This window comes from Streptomyces nojiriensis (assembly GCF_017639205.1).
In the GTDB taxonomy this organism is placed as follows: domain Bacteria; phylum Actinomycetota; class Actinomycetes; order Streptomycetales; family Streptomycetaceae; genus Streptomyces; species Streptomyces nojiriensis.
On the sequence record NZ_CP071139.1, the window covers coordinates 8,343,547 to 8,357,097 of the forward strand.

At 74.4% G+C, this 13,551-nt stretch carries 9 protein-coding genes and 1 pseudogene; 5 read left to right on the plus strand and 5 right to left on the minus strand.

Translation table 11 applies throughout. The features are described 5' to 3' along the window. Positions 1–249 precede the first annotated feature (249 nt). Both JYK04_RS37685 and JYK04_RS37690 read left to right on the plus strand, forming a co-directional pair. Entirely contained in the window at positions 250–2,391 is a 2,142-nt protein-coding gene (locus tag JYK04_RS37685; RefSeq protein WP_189744169.1) for a PIG-L family deacetylase, read from the plus strand. A 192-nt stretch (positions 2,392–2,583) separates the two neighbouring features. Then, positions 2,584–3,030, plus strand: coding sequence for a hypothetical protein (locus JYK04_RS37690; RefSeq protein ID WP_189744171.1), 447 nt, complete (start codon positions 2,584–2,586; stop codon positions 3,028–3,030). A 57-nt stretch (positions 3,031–3,087) separates the two neighbouring features. Here the strand turns inward: JYK04_RS37690 and JYK04_RS37695 are convergent, their stop codons facing one another. Then, on the minus strand, positions 3,088–4,566 hold the full coding sequence (locus tag JYK04_RS37695; protein ID WP_189744173.1) for a glycoside hydrolase family 15 protein: 1,479 nt from the start codon (positions 4,564–4,566) through the stop codon (positions 3,088–3,090). 418 nt (positions 4,567–4,984) lie between these two features. Between JYK04_RS37695 and JYK04_RS37700 the strand changes: the two genes are divergently transcribed. After that, positions 4,985–6,478 carry a hypothetical protein gene (locus tag JYK04_RS37700; RefSeq protein WP_189744175.1) on the plus strand — a complete coding sequence of 498 codons (1,494 nt, stop codon included), beginning with the start codon at positions 4,985–4,987 and terminating at the stop codon, positions 6,476–6,478. Positions 6,479–6,494: 16 nt separating this feature from the next. Here the strand turns inward: JYK04_RS37700 and JYK04_RS37705 are convergent, their stop codons facing one another. The 3 genes from JYK04_RS37705 to modA all read right to left on the minus strand — a co-directional run bounded on the left by JYK04_RS37705 (position 6,495) and on the right by modA (position 10,821). Then, on the minus strand, positions 6,495–7,646 hold the full coding sequence (locus tag JYK04_RS37705; protein WP_189744176.1) for a methyltransferase domain-containing protein: 1,152 nt from the start codon (positions 7,644–7,646) through the stop codon (positions 6,495–6,497). A 428-nt stretch (positions 7,647–8,074) separates the two neighbouring features. After that, the gene (locus JYK04_RS37710; protein WP_189744178.1) at positions 8,075–10,006 is read right to left on the minus strand and encodes an ABC transporter permease; all 1,932 of its coding nucleotides are present in this window, start codon (positions 10,004–10,006) and stop codon (positions 8,075–8,077) included. Then, positions 10,003–10,821 (minus strand): molybdate ABC transporter substrate-binding protein, encoded by an 819-nt coding sequence (gene modA / locus JYK04_RS37715; RefSeq protein WP_189744180.1) that lies wholly within the window; start codon positions 10,819–10,821, stop codon positions 10,003–10,005. The genes JYK04_RS37710 and modA overlap by 4 nt, the downstream gene beginning before the upstream one ends. Positions 10,822–11,191: 370 nt before the next feature. Here modA and JYK04_RS37720 point away from each other — a divergent pair. Together JYK04_RS37720 and JYK04_RS37725 are read left to right on the plus strand one after the other, a co-directional pair. Then, positions 11,192–11,392 (plus strand): annotated as a pseudogene (locus tag JYK04_RS37720) (TOBE domain-containing protein); the annotation flags it as partial. A 162-nt stretch (positions 11,393–11,554) separates the two neighbouring features. Next, entirely contained in the window at positions 11,555–12,799 is a 1,245-nt protein-coding gene (locus JYK04_RS37725; protein ID WP_189744182.1) for a molybdopterin molybdotransferase MoeA, read from the plus strand. A gap of 19 nt (positions 12,800–12,818) precedes the next feature. Here the strand turns inward: JYK04_RS37725 and JYK04_RS37730 are convergent, their stop codons facing one another. Beyond that, positions 12,819–13,523 carry a M24 family metallopeptidase gene (locus tag JYK04_RS37730; RefSeq protein ID WP_229876609.1) on the minus strand — a complete coding sequence of 235 codons (705 nt, stop codon included), beginning with the start codon at positions 13,521–13,523 and terminating at the stop codon, positions 12,819–12,821. Between the last annotated feature and the right edge of the window lie 28 nt (positions 13,524–13,551).

Genomic DNA, 13,551 nt, shown 5'->3' on the forward strand with positions numbered 1-13,551 from the left:
ACGTGACCAGCACATACATCGGTTTCGGCCGGTTTTCCTAGCCAAGTACGCATGAGCTGACAAATGGGACAAAATAGTGCCTTTCTGTCACAACTCCCTTTGCGGTCATAAGTGACTTGATGGTGTGTCAGCCTCGAACGTGCGGGACATAATCGGCCGCGGTCGTCTCCGGAAGCAATGGAGCCATCGGGACACCGATCGACTTCCCAGGCGGATCGCCGCACCGGACCGACCCTCGAGGCGCTGTACATGTCCCTGGCCCGCCGAACCCGACTCGCGGCCCTGCTCGCCGCGCTCTCCGTCGGCACCGCCGGAATGACGGCCTGGGCCTACGGACACGGGACCGAGCGTCCGCAGGCGGCCCCCGAGGCGGTGGTCACCCCCAGCGTGACCGAGGGCTCCGCCCTCCAGGTCGTCGCGCACCCCGACGACGACCTCTTCTTCATGAACCCCGACCTCAGCCGCTCCATATCGACCGGCATCAAGGTCACCACCGTCTACCTGACCTCCGGCGAGTCCGACGGCAGGAACGAGGCCCACAGCCCGCACCTGCAGGACGCCGCCGGCCCCGCCGACCGCGCCGCCTACGCCGAGGCCCGCCAGAACGGCATACGCGCCGCCTACGCGCAGATGGCCACCGGGGACCGCGCCAGCGCCTGGCAGCGCAAGTCCGTACCCACCGCCGGCGGCGGCAGCGCCGAAGTGGACGTCCTCGTCGCCCGGCCCCACGTCAACCTCGTATGGATGGAGCTGCGCGAGGCCCGCAGCATCTCCGGGGACAATCCGGAGAGCCTCCGCGGCCTGTGGGACGGCCGGACCCCCGCCCTCGGCGCGCAGCTGACCTCCGGAACCCCGGTCAAGGACTGGTTCTCCTACACCAAGGACCAGACCGTGGCCGCCATCGCGGGCGTGTTCGAGACGTACCGGCCGACGACGATACGCACGCAGGACCCGACCCCCGGCAGGGCGGAGGGCGGCGGCGCCTTCCTCGACCACCAGGACCACATGTACGGCGCCCGCTTCGTGCAGGCCGCCGTCGAGCGCTACGCCAAGACCACGGCCCGGCCGCACTTCTCGGTCCAGAACTACGTGAGCTACCCGAACAGCTCGCTGCCCCCGACGCTCGACCCGCAGACGGCCGAGGAGAAGCTCGGCTACCTCAAGACCTACGCCTGGACCGACCACCAGGACTGGTGCGGCAGCCCCGCCGGCTGCGGCGACCGCAAGACCGCGACCCGGCCCACCGGCGCCGGCTGGAGCCAGACCATCCGCTACAGCCGCGGCGACGGCACCTCCTGGATGACCGAGGGCGTCTCCGGACGGCTGTGGGCCTTCGCCGCGCTGGACGGCCGTATGGCGTACTGGTCGCGCAGCGGCCCGCAGGCCCTCTGGCAGGGCCCCGAGTTCCTGCCCGGTGACGGCATCGACTCCGGGGCGGCGGCCGTCCGCCTCTGGGACGGCCGGATCGGCGTGTTCGCCACCCGCACCACCCTCGGCGCGACGCCCCAGGAGTACGGCCGGGAGATCGTCTACGCCGTCCAGAACGAGGTCGACGGCGGATTCGGCCCGTGGCGGTCGCTGGGCACCCCGGACACCGTGGACACGTCCGGCACCTCGGCCATCAGCGGGCCGTCCGTCGCCGTGGACCCCGAGGGCCGGATCACGGTGTACGTCCGCGACTCCAGCCGGACGCTGCGCGCCCGGGCCCAGGAGACCCCCGGCGGCGACTTCGGCGCGTGGCAGGCCCTGGGCGGCGCCGGCCTCCAGGGCGACCCGGTCACCGCGACCGACGCGTCGGGGCGGCGCCACGTGTACGCGGCCACGGCCGGGTCCGTCCTGGCCTGGGTCCAGCCGGCACCGGACGCCCCCTTCGGCGGCCCCGTCCCGACCGGCCTGCCCCAGACGACGGGCGCGCTCTCGGTCCGCCCGGAGGGCGACGGCGTCCGCCTGTTCTTCCGCCGGCCCGGTATCGGCACCGTCGCCACGAGCCTGGCCCGCGCGGGCGGGCCCGCACCGGAGTTCTCCCCGGTCGCCGAGGCCGGCGGCCTGGGCGGCTACGGCGCCGTCGGCATCGCGGGCGACCTGCTCGCGGGCCGGGCGGGTGCGGGCACCGTCGGCGTGGCGGCCACCGACGGTCCGCAGTCCTGGCAGGAGTCCCAGATGCTGTACACGGGTGCCCCGGCCGGCGTGGCCGAGGGGGCCGGTACGGCCGTCGCCGCGGCGCTCGGCCTGGACGCCGACCTGCACGTCATCACAACCGTTCCCGCGGGCGGCGCCGCACTGCCCGGCGGCCGGACCCCCGCCCCGTGGCACCGGGCCGTCCAGCCCTGGACGCTCGCGCAGGCCGGCCGCCCGGGCACGACCACCGCCGGGGGACAGCCCCCTCGCTGACCTGCGCCGCAGCGCTGGCCCGGGGCACCGGGGGCCCCGGCCCGCCGGGTGGCAGGGCCGCCAGGGGCGGGCGAGGATGGCAGCCGGACCACCGCGCAGCCAGGGCGGCCGCACGCGGACCAACGGGCGATCGGGGCTTCCATGACCCCTCCTCTCATCTCGTGCCGACTCATGTGCCCAGGACCCGCGACGGTGCGCGCTGTTACCGTCCTCGCCGCCTGCACGGCCCTGGTGGCCGGATGCGGCGGCGACACCGCGCCGGACCGGGGGTACCCGGAACTCGGGAAGGCCCTCCGATCGCTCTCCCGGGATCTCGACGGGGCCTGTGGGCGAGCGGAGGCCCCGGTGAGCTGCGCCGAGGACCTCGACAGGCTCACGGCGCCGACCGAGCGGGCTTTCGCCCAGGTCCTGGAGCACAAGCTGCTCGATGTCGGCACCGTGGCGGCGATGAACGAACTGGACCGGGCGAGGGAGCTGCGCGTCGCCGCCGCCGGGGAGGCCCGGTCCCGGAAGGATCCGCACCACGTCCCCCTCGCGCGCGCGGTGGCGGCCGAGAAGCGCGCGTACCAGGGCCTGCTCGACGAGCTGGAACGCCTGCGCACCGCTCCGCCGCCCGGTGACGGAACGGACCCGCTCTGAGGCGCCTGCCCCAGGCCGCAAGGGCCGCAGGGGCGGGGGACCTACGGGGCCGCGGCGCTACGGCCTCCCGGGTGGTGCGGGGAGCGCCCCGCCGTCGAGTGCCACCAGCGTGAGGACGACGATCGAGCCCGTCCACGCCAGTGGTGCGACCGACGAGGGCCTGCCCGCCCGGTCCACCTTCTCGGGCAGCTCCCCGAGCGGGTTCCGCTTGGCGAGGACCCAGTCCAGGACCCGCCGGGCCTTCGCCGGCTGCCCCGTACCCGCCCAGGCGAGGGCGAAGAACGAGGTGCTGGGGGTCCAGGCGTTCGCACCCCAGGGCGCGGTCGGATCGTTCCCGGGGGTGAGCCCCCCGCTGGGCAGCAGCAGCGCCTTGTACGTGGTGTCCAGCGCCCGGGGCAGGTCGGCCGGGGCCGTGTTGAAGGGGGGCGCCATGAAGGCCACCGCGCTGTCCCGTCCGTGCTGTCCGTCGACGGTGCGCTGATAGCCGAGGGGGGCGAACGTCCGGGAGATCCCGGTGGAGAGCCGCCCGGCGGCGGCGGACCAGCGGGCCGCGTCCCCCGGCAGGTCCAGCTCGCCGGCGAGGTCCGCGGCGGCGTTGAGCCCGGCGAGCAGGGGTGCGGCCGTACCGATGTTGGCGGTGGTCGTCATCACCTCCCAGTAGTCCGGGGAGGCCGGGGGCAGCCCGTCCGCCCCGAGGGAGGCCGCCGCGTGGTCGGCCGCCTTGCGGATCATGGGGTAGAGGGCGGTCAGCCGGGCGCGGCGGGTGGAGTCGGGCGCCGTCCGGTACCACTGCCAGGTGGCCCACGGGACCCAGCCGTTGGCGTCGAGCTGCCACCGCCTGCTGTCCGGCGGGCCGGACCCGTCGAGTTCCGTCCGCGCGTCCCAGGTGCCGTCCTTGCGCTGGGTCGCGGCGCTGTAGCGCAGGATCCGGTAGGCCTCGGCGTCGTGGCCGGTGTGGGCGAACGCCGCGGCGGCGAAGCTGGAGTCGCGCGGCCAGGAGTACATCCAGCCGGGAGTCCAGCCCGCAGCCATGGCCCCGTTCGGCCGCAGCAGGGCGCGCATGGCCAGCAGGGCCCGCTCGGCGGCCGCGCGCTGGGCCGCCGAGCTGCCGGGCACCCGGCCGGCGGCCAGCCAGGCGCGGCTCTCCGCGATCTGTAGACGGGCCGTCGGATCCTCCGGGGCCACCACGACGGACGCCGTCCGGCCGGCGGGGAGGTACCGCCACCGGCCGGACAGCAGGCGCAGTACGTGGCTCCGCTCGACGTACCGTGCGCCCCCGGCGCCGTCAGGTGTGACGCCTTCGGCGGCGGTGGTGTTGGAGAGGAGCCCGACGGTGGGGGCGATCAGCATGGACAGGGGCGCGTAGCGTCCCTCGGCATCGCCGTGGCTCTGGTGTCCGAGGGGCCGGACGAAGAACACCCGCCGCTCTTCCTCGGAGGGCCGGCCGACGGGGCTCCCTGCGACACACACCGGGAGGGCGACGCTCGCGACGGACGCCGTGACGGCCGCCCAGCGGACGAGCAGGGCAGCAGGCATCGCCACTCCTTGTGTCGGGCTTCTGCGCGCGCGGCCCCCGGAGCTCCCATCGTGGGCCGGATGTGCGGAGCCCGCCATGACATGCCCGCCGCCCGGGTGACGGAAGGGGGAGGGCCTGAAGAGGCCTCACGTTCCCGGACGGAGCAACGCACGGAGCAACGCACGGAGCAACGCACGGAGCATCCGACGGAGCAACGGACGCGGCAGCGAAGGCGGCATGGGACGCGGCAAGGGAGCGGCGGCCGCGGCACGGCGAGACGCCCGTGGCGCACGCCAGGAGGGCCGCGGGCCCGGCCCGGGCGGCTCTCCTCTCGGATGCCGGTGGGCGGTGGACCGTGCACATTGGTGTGACCGGAACCGGCGGCCCATCGGCAGTCGGAAGCCGGCCCGGCCGCGCTTCGCTGCGAAGGACTGGTGAATGAGCACTGCTTCGACCGAGGGGAATCGCCGGTTCGTCCGCAGGCTCCTGCCGGTCGCGGGCAGCTGCCTGGTGGCGGCGGCCGGAGCGCTGATCGCCGTCGGCTGCTTCCTCGGCCTCTACCTGCGGCCCACCTCGGACGACTGGTGCGCCGCCTGGAAGTCCCGGGATCTGGGCGTCCTCGGCATCACGCACGACTTCTACGCCACCCAGAACGGCCGGATCACCAACGCCTTCCTGAGCGGCATCGTCTACGGCGACGGACTCGCCGGGATGAAGATCCTGCCGAGCGTCATCGCCGTCGCCTTCACCATCGGCCTGGTCCTGCTCGGGATCCGGTTCCTGCGGTGCCTCGGCGTGAAACCCCCGGTACTGCTCCTGGTCGCCGCCTCCCTGGCCGTCCAGGCCGTGATCTACTACGGCGGCACCCGCAGCTATCAAGTCCTGCTGTGGGCACCGGCCACGATCTCCCACACGATTCCGAGCGTCATCGGGGTGTGGGCGCTGCTGCTGGGCATCTGGACCGTCCGCCAGCCCCGGGCCCCCGTACGCGCGGGCGGCTTCGCCGCGGCGTTCCTCATCGGGTTCGCGATCGGCACCCTGAGCGAATCGTTCTCCCTCGTCAGCGGACTCCTCGCAGCCTGTGTGGGGCTGCTGGCCGTGCCCCGCCTGGGGCTGGCGCAGACCTGGCATCCGTTCACCTGGTGCCTGCTCTGGTGCTCCGGGATCGTCTGCGGGCTGATCGTGCTCACCACGTCCCCCGGCGCCCGGTGGCGCCGCGCCCAGCAGCCGGCCAAGGAGTCCATGCTCTCCGCGGGTGAACTCCGGGGCACCTACGAGGACTGGCTGCACATGTGGGACACCGTCACCGGCCAGTGGGCCTACCTCGGAGCCGCCGCCGTCGGCCTCCTGCTGGGCCTGGGGGCCGGGCTCGCGGCGCCCGCGCCCGGGAAACGGGAGCCGGGCCGGACCGTCCCGCGGAGGATGCTGGTCGCCCTCCTGCTGCTGCCGGTGCTCGTGGTGGCGCTGGGATCGTTCGCGGTGGTGGTGGGGCTGCGCAGCGGTTACGGACCGAGCGGCTGGACGTACGCCCGTACCTGGACGAACTACCTCGTTCCGATGGAACTGGCGCTGTGCGCCTACGGAGTCCTGCCGGGGGTGTGGGCCCGCCGCTACCTGGCGCGCCGGGGGGCCGCCGCCGTGGTCCTGCCGGCGGGCATCGTGGCCGCTGCCGGACTGGCGCTCGCCTCGCTGGCCGTGCTCGTCCCGAGCGTCAAGCAGCTCACCACCGCCACGGTCACCCGCGCCGTGGCCTGGGACGCCCAGAACTTCCGCATCCGGACCGAGGCCGCGGCGGGTGCCACCGACCTCGGATACCGGCCCCTGCACATCGGAAGCCTGGCCGAGCCGTTCTTCACGTCCGCCTACGAGCGGGACTGGGTCGCGGCCTGCGTCTCGAACTGGTACGGGATCGAGCGGATCCACCGCCTCTGAGCACGCCCGTACGGGCTCAGCCGCGCGGCACCGCACGGGCCAGGAAGTGGCCGGCGGCATCCTCGTACTCCTCCAGGTGCCAGCCCGTGGTCCCCAGCACGCGGCGGAGGTTGCCCTCGGCGAGGAGGTCGTCGGGGTCCGGGGAGCGGCCGTGCCGGGCGGCGCGCTCCGCCCGGCCCGACGGGTGGAAGAGCAGCAGGACGCCGTCGGCGGCGGTGACGCGGGCCCATTCGCGCAGGGCTGCGGCCGGGTCCGGGAGGTGGTCGAGCAGCCCCGCCGAGAAGATGCCGTCCACGGACGCACCGGCCAGTGGGAGCCGGGTGCAGTCGGCGGCGAGCAGGGACCCGTGGCGGGTGCGGCCGTGCCGGGCGGCCGCGGCCAGCATGGCCGGGGTGAGGTCGACGCCGAGCACCCGGCCGCGGGGCCCGACCTGCGCCCGGAGCGCGGGCATGGCCCGTCCGGTGCCGCAGCCGAGGTCGAGGGCCCGCCCGCCGGGTGCCAGCCGCAGCCGGGCGATCGCGGCTTCGTAGGCCGGGGTCTGGTAGGCGAACCGCTCCTCCCAGGCGTCGGCCCGGCGGGTGAAGAAGGCCCGGGTGGCGGTGTGTTCGGCGCGGGCGGCCACGAGGCCGGCGAACCGGCCCAGGAGCTGCTCGCCCCAGGGGTCCAGGGGGAGCTCCTGCGGCAGGAAGCGGACGCCCCAGGCGCTGGCCCCGATCCGGAACGCCTGCTCCGGGTACCCGTCGCAGGAGGCCAGGACCACGGCGTCGGCGGGCAGTTCCAGCGGGTCGCACGCCGGGCGGAGATCCGGGGAGGGCCGGGTGGCCCCGGCGAACAGCGGGTCGGAGCCGGCGGCCCGGGTGAGTTCCACCGGCGGGCGGTCGGGTGCGGTGTCGGGCCGGGGCCCCGGGGCGGCGCCGGCCGCCCGCGCCAGGAGTCGGGTGCCCGGTTCCAGGGCCAGTACGGGCACCTCGGCGGCGAGGGCTTCCCGGAGCAGGCCGGGATCGGCGGGGCCCAGGACGATCAGGCCCTCCACCCCGGCGAGGTCGGCGGACGGACCGGCGTCGTCGGCGTGCGGGACGGTCCGGGAGGCCAGACCCGCCGCGGCGAGCACCCTGCTCACGGCGGTGGGAGCCTGCCCGGGCGAGGGCTGCATGACGACTACCGCCATACCTCAATCCTTACATTCGAGCCGATGCGGCTGTTCCAGGCTGTATCTGCGCAAGCATGCCCACATTGTGACCGCATATGCCAGAGGCGCTCCGGTCCGTGAGACGGGTGGCCGGAACGCAAAGAGGCCCCCGCGTACCGAACACCGCGATCGGCATGCGGGGGCCTCTTTTGCCGGTGCTCCCCATGGCGGCGAGAGCCGCTCGACCGTCACGGGGCCGGTGTGCGTGTCGGTCGGCCGATGTCGACCCGGCAGGGCGACAGGACGTGGACACGCAGCGGGCCGAAGCGGCCCGCCCGAAGGCAGTTAATCATCCACGAGGTGAATGCGCCAGAGTGGATGGCATATGCGAGGTGTTTCGCTCGGTTCTCGTGGTATGTGCCCGCTTCGATGCGCGCCGCCGATCGGAGCGTCGCACCATCACGGGATCACAAGGGCACGAGGGTGATCTCGGTGGCCTTGACGCTGCACCACACATCGGTGCCGTCGGCGATCGCCAGCTCGGCGGCCGCCTGCGGGGTGATCTCGGAGACGACGTCGGCGGCGGCCCGGGACGTGACGAGGACCCGGAGCCTGCTGCCCGCCGCCGTGATCTCACGGACGGTTCCGGGCCAGACGTTGCGCGGACTGCCGGACGGCTGCTCGCGATGCAGCGAGACGGCCTCGGGCGCGACGATGGCCAGGGCCTCGGAGCCCTCCGCCACGGGTTCCGCCACCACGACGGACCCGCCGGCGGCCAGCTTGAGCCCGTCCACCGTGGTCGTTCCCGGCCACGCGTTGCGGCCGAGCATCCGCGCGACCCATGGGGAGCGCGGATTGCGCGTGACCTCGGCGGGCGGTGCGTCCTGGAGGGCCCGGCCGTGGGCCAGTACGAGGACCCGGTCGGCCAGGGAGACGGCTTCGACGGGGTCGTGGGTGACGATGAGGCAGACCCCGCCGAAGCCGGCGAGGTGGGTGCGCAGGGTGTGCCGTACCCGGGCCCGGGTGGTCTGGTCGAGTGCGGCCAGCGGTTCGTCCAGGAGCAGCAGGCGGGGCTGGGCGGCCAGCGCCCGGGCCAGCGCCACCCGTTGGGCTTGGCCGCCGGACAGCTGCGCGGGCCTGCGGTCGGCGAGATGGCCGACACCGAGCCGGTCGAGCCACAGGCGCGCCCGGGAGCGGGCCTCGGCGCGGCCGGTGCCCTGCGCGCGCAGCCCGTAGGCGGTGTTGCCGAGCGCGGTGAGGTGCGGGAACAGCGCGCCGTCCTGGGGGACCCACGCCACGCCCCGCCGGTGCGGGGGCAGGGTGGTCACGTCGTCGTCGCCGAGCCGCAGTGCGGCGTGGGCGCGCGGGGTGAGGCCGAGCAGGGCGCGCAGCAGGGTGGTCTTGCCGGCGCCGTTCTCGCCGACCACGGCGATGGTGGTGCCGGGTTCAGCGTCGAGGGTGAGCTCGTTGAAGCCCGTGACCTCGGCGTGCAGGGACCAGCGGCCGGCGGGCGCGGATGGGGCGAGTGCGTCCGCGTCCGGCTCGGGGGCCCGGGCGACCGGGTCCTCGCCGGGAGTCGGATGAGGGGCGTCGCGTACCGCGTGGCCGGAGGTCCAGCGGCCGCGCAGGGCGACCAGTACCGCCATCGCCACGACGAGCAGGAGCAGGGACAGCGAGGTCGCGGCCTCGGGGTCGTCCTGGAGCAGCAGGTACACCTGGAGGGGGAGGGTCTGGGTGACGCCGGGCAGGTTTCCGGCGAAGGTGATCGTGGCCCCGAACTCGCCGAGCGCCCGCGCCCAGGTGAGGGCTGCTCCGGCGATCAGGCCGGGGGCCACCATCGGCAGGGTGACGGTGAAGAAGACCCGCAGCGGGGTGGCACCGAGGGAGGCCGCCGTCTCCTCGTAGCCCGGCCGCAGTCCGCCCAGCGCCCCTTCGAGGCTGATGACGAGGAACGGCATCGCCACGAAGGTGGCCGCCACGACGGCTCCCGAGGTGTGGAAGGGCAGGGTGATCCCGAAGGCGTCGTCGAGGAAAGGGCCCAGCAGACCGCGCCGGCCGAAGCCGAGCAGCAGCGCGACACCGCCCACCGTCGGGGGCAGCACCATCGGCAGCAGCACCAGGGACCGTACGACGGTCTTCCCGCGGAAGTCGACCCGGGCCAGCAGCCAGGCCATGGGTACGCCCAGGACCAGGCTGAGGCCCAGCGCCCAGAACGAGACGACGAGGGAAAGCCGCAGGGCCTCCAGGGAGCCGGGCGTGGTCAGGTGCTCGCCGAGTTCGCTCCACCGGGTGCGGACGAGGATTCCGACCAGCGGGAGCATCAGGAACGCGATCGCGAGGAGCGCGGGCAGGGCCAGGAGGAGCGGCGGGCGGGGCCCGGCGGTGCGGCGGGCGGTCACGGCTTCTGGAAGCCCGCCTCCTGGAGGATCTTCTGGGCCTCCGGCGAGGACAGCCACCGGACGTAGGCGGCCGCGGCGGCGGCGTTCTTGGTGGCCTTCAGCGTGGCGGCCGGGTAGGAGGCGACGGCGTTCTGGTCGGGCGGGATGCCGACCGCCCCGACCTTCCCCTTGGCGGCGGTCGTGTCCGTCTTGTAGACGAGGCCGGCGTCCGCCTCGCCCAGCTCCACCTTGGAGAGCACGGCCCGTACGTTCGGCTCCAGCGAGACCGGCTTGACGGTGATGCCCTGCTTGTCGATGATCTCCTGGCTGTAGCGCCCGGCGGGCACCTCCGGAGCGGCCAGGACGACCTTCAGGTCGGGGTCGGACAGGTCCTTCAGGGAGTCGATCTTGTGGGGGTTGCCCGGAGCGGTCGCGATCACGAGCTCGTTCTTCGCGATCACGGTCGGGGTCCCGGTCTCCGCCTTGAGGCCGTCCATCGTCTTGGTGTCCGCGGTGACCAGGGCATCGGCCGGGGCCCCCTGTCTGACCTGTGCGGCCAGTTCCTGCGATCCGGCGAAGGAGAAGGCGACCTTCGTGCCCGGGTGCTCCTTCTCGTACTGCGCCCCCATGGTCTTGAACACGTCGGTGAGGGAGGCGGCGGCGAGCACGGTCAGGTTCGCGGGCGGTACGGAGCCCGATGCGGAGGCGGTCGGTGCGGCGGCCGCGGAGACGGCGGTGCCGCCACCGCCGCAGGCGGCCAGGACGGGAACGAGGAGGGCGCCGCCGAGGAGGCCGACGACCGCCCGGCGCTGTCGGACGTACTGGAGGAAGCGCATGGCGGGATGTGTTCTCCTGTCCGGTCACCCGTATTTCGCGCACGCACGGTACGAGATACGGAAACGGTGCTGCATTTGCTGCCAATGGAGCCTCGGAAGACCGGCATCTGCCATTCGCCGCTCCTCGCCCGATGGGGCGCCGATTCCGCCAACCGGGTCAAAAATCCCAGTTCAGACGAGCGGAGAGCCCGGAAAACAAGAGGACCTCGGGCCTTTCCGGAATACGCCAGGAGGTCGCGTCCATTCGGTTGGCGAATGAGATGGGGGCGCTCCGGGCACCGTGCTTCATCGGGTACGTTCGGCCATGACGCAGGTCACAGAAGTGCTTGCGATTTCGTTTCCGACCATGTGAGGCGTGTTTTCCATGAGCCTGTCCATCCGCAACCAGATCGCCGGCACCGTCACGGACGTCGCGACCGGTGGCGCCATGGGCTCGGTGAAGGTCTCCGTCGAGGGCGGCGAGCTGACCGCCGCGATCACCAAGGACGCCGTCGAGGCCCTCGGCCTGGCCTCCGGTACCTCCGTCGTCGCCCTGATCAAGTCGACCGAGATCTCCCTCGCCGCCGCCTGATCCCCCCCGCATCCTCCTGAGGGCCGCGCACCGCACCGGTGCCCGGCCCTCGGGCGTGCATGCGGGCTTCACAGCCGCACGGCGCGGGAGGTGAGCGGATCGGAGCGCAACCGCAACCCTCCCGGGGGGACCCGGAAACGCCCCTGGCCGACAGTCGTCTCCATGCCTCCGACGACCGCGCCCGCACCCGCACCCGCCCCCGATCACGTATCCGCTTCCGCCTCCGCGCCCCGGGTCCCGGCACGGCCACCGGTGGTCTCCTGGGCGCGGGCCCGGGTCCTGGCCCACGGCGCGGCGCGCCCGCTGCCCGCCCGTACGGTTCCCCTGCGTGACGCCGCCGGACTCACCCTGGCCGACGCCCTGCCCACCCTGCGGCCGCTCCCCGGCTTCGACACGGCCGCGATGGACGGATACGCGGTGTCCGGCACCGGCCCCTGGCGGGTACGGGCCGCCGTCCGCGCGGGCGCGCCCTGGGCGGGCGTGCTCGGCGCGGCGGAGTGCGTGGAGATCTCCACCGGGGCCGAGGTGCCGGCCGGGGCCATGGCCGTGCTGCCGCTGGAGTCGGCGGTGACCACGGACGACGGCCTGGTGTCCGGGCCCGTGCCGCCGCCGGGCCGGCACGTACGGCGCACGGGCGAGGACGCCCCCGCGGGCCGCCGGCTCGCTCCCGCCGGTACCGGGATCGGTCCGGCGCTGCTCGGACTCGCCGCCTCCTGCGGCCACGACACCCTGCCGGTACGGCCGCGCCCCCGGGTCGGCGTACTGGTCACCGGGGACGAGCTGGACCACGCGGGTGTTCCGGGCCCCGGCCGGGTGCGCGACGCCCTCGGGCCGCTGCTCCCGGCTCTGGTCGCCGAACTGGGCGGCGAGACCGAAGAAGTGCGGTACGTCCCCGATCGGCCGCACGGACGGCTGGCCGGGGCCGTACGCGCGGTGCGGGGCGCCGACGTCGTCGTGGTCACCGGCTCCACCTCCGTCGGCGCCACCGACCAGCTGCGCCGGCTGCTGGCCGACGCCGGGGCGCGGATGCTCGTCGACACGGTCGCCTGCCGGCCCGGCCACCCCATGCTGCTCGCCGAACTGGCCCCGGACCGCTGGGTGGTGGGGCTGCCGGGCAACCCGTACGCCGCCCTGGTCGCCGCCCGTACCCTGCTCGGGCCCCTGATCGCGGGCCTGTCCGGACGCGCCCTCGGTCCCCTGCCGCACGTACCGGTGCACGGGCGGGCGCGGCCCGCCCCCGGACTGACCCGGCTGGTGCCCGTCGCCTGGGACGGCCCGCGGGCCACGATCGCCGACGGGCACCGCGCCGCCTTCCTCCAGGGGGCCGCCGTGGGTGACGCGCTCGCCGCGATCCCCCCGGACTGGACCGACGGCGCTCCGGCGCCGCTGGTCCTGACAGCCGGCTGACGGCCCGGCCGGCGGTTCGTCAGACGAGGTCCAGCAGCCGCTTGTACGAGCCGCCGAAACCGCGGAGCCCGTCGACCAGGTGGATCTCCAGGACCCAATGGGCCTGCCACCCTCCCTCGACGGTCCGGCGCAGCGGACGGTCGTTCTCCGGGCAGATGTACGCGTCCGGCCGCGCGTCCCATGCGCCCGCCGAGGGGTCCGCCCCGACCAGGTGACCACAGTGCCATCCGGCCACCGTCCAGCCCGCCGCGGCGGCGAGCGCCCGGAGCTCGGCGTGCAGCCGCCCGCCCGTGAGGCGCGCGTCGGCGAGCAGGGCCTCGCGGCAGGCGGCGAACACCTTCGGCAGGTCCAGGGCGAGCCGCTGCCTGTCGGGGTCCTCGCCGACGACGAGGGTCGAGGCGAATCCGGCCTCGGACACCGCGAGCACCGAACCGAGTTCGGCGACGACGACGTCGTCCTCGCCGATCACCCGGTCCGGTGTCTCCGGACCGTACGGGAGCAGGGTGTGCGGGCCCGAGCGCACGATCGGCCCGGGCAGGCGCGCGGACGTGCCGAACAGTTCCCTCGCCAGGTCCCCGATCCGGTCGCCCACCTCGCGTTCACTGCGGCCCGGTGCCACCAGGCCACGGGCCGCGGCTGCGGCGAAGAGGGCCTCGGCCATGCGCTGGGCCTCCACCAGCCCCAGGGCGCGCAGTCGTTCGTCCATCCGGTCGGGTACCGACATCGCGTTCTTCCTCTTCTTCCGCTTCGTC

What these genes read in the sequence shown, in the direction of transcription:
- JYK04_RS37685 (WP_189744169.1), top strand. Translation starts at nt 250, where the DNA reads ATGTCCCTGGCCCGCCGAACCCGACTCGCGGCCCTGCTCGCCGCGCTC.
- JYK04_RS37695 (WP_189744173.1), bottom strand. Translation starts at nt 4,566, where the DNA reads ATGCCTGCTGCCCTGCTCGTCCGCTGGGCGGCCGTCACGGCGTCCGTC.
- JYK04_RS37700 (WP_189744175.1), top strand. Translation starts at nt 4,985, where the DNA reads ATGAGCACTGCTTCGACCGAGGGGAATCGCCGGTTCGTCCGCAGGCTC.
- JYK04_RS37705 (WP_189744176.1), bottom strand. Translation starts at nt 7,646, where the DNA reads ATGGCGGTAGTCGTCATGCAGCCCTCGCCCGGGCAGGCTCCCACCGCC.
- modA (WP_189744180.1), bottom strand. Translation starts at nt 10,821, where the DNA reads ATGCGCTTCCTCCAGTACGTCCGACAGCGCCGGGCGGTCGTCGGCCTC.
- JYK04_RS37725 (WP_189744182.1), top strand. Translation starts at nt 11,555, where the DNA reads ATGCCTCCGACGACCGCGCCCGCACCCGCACCCGCCCCCGATCACGTA.
- JYK04_RS37730 (WP_229876609.1), bottom strand. Translation starts at nt 13,523, where the DNA reads ATGTCGGTACCCGACCGGATGGACGAACGACTGCGCGCCCTGGGGCTG.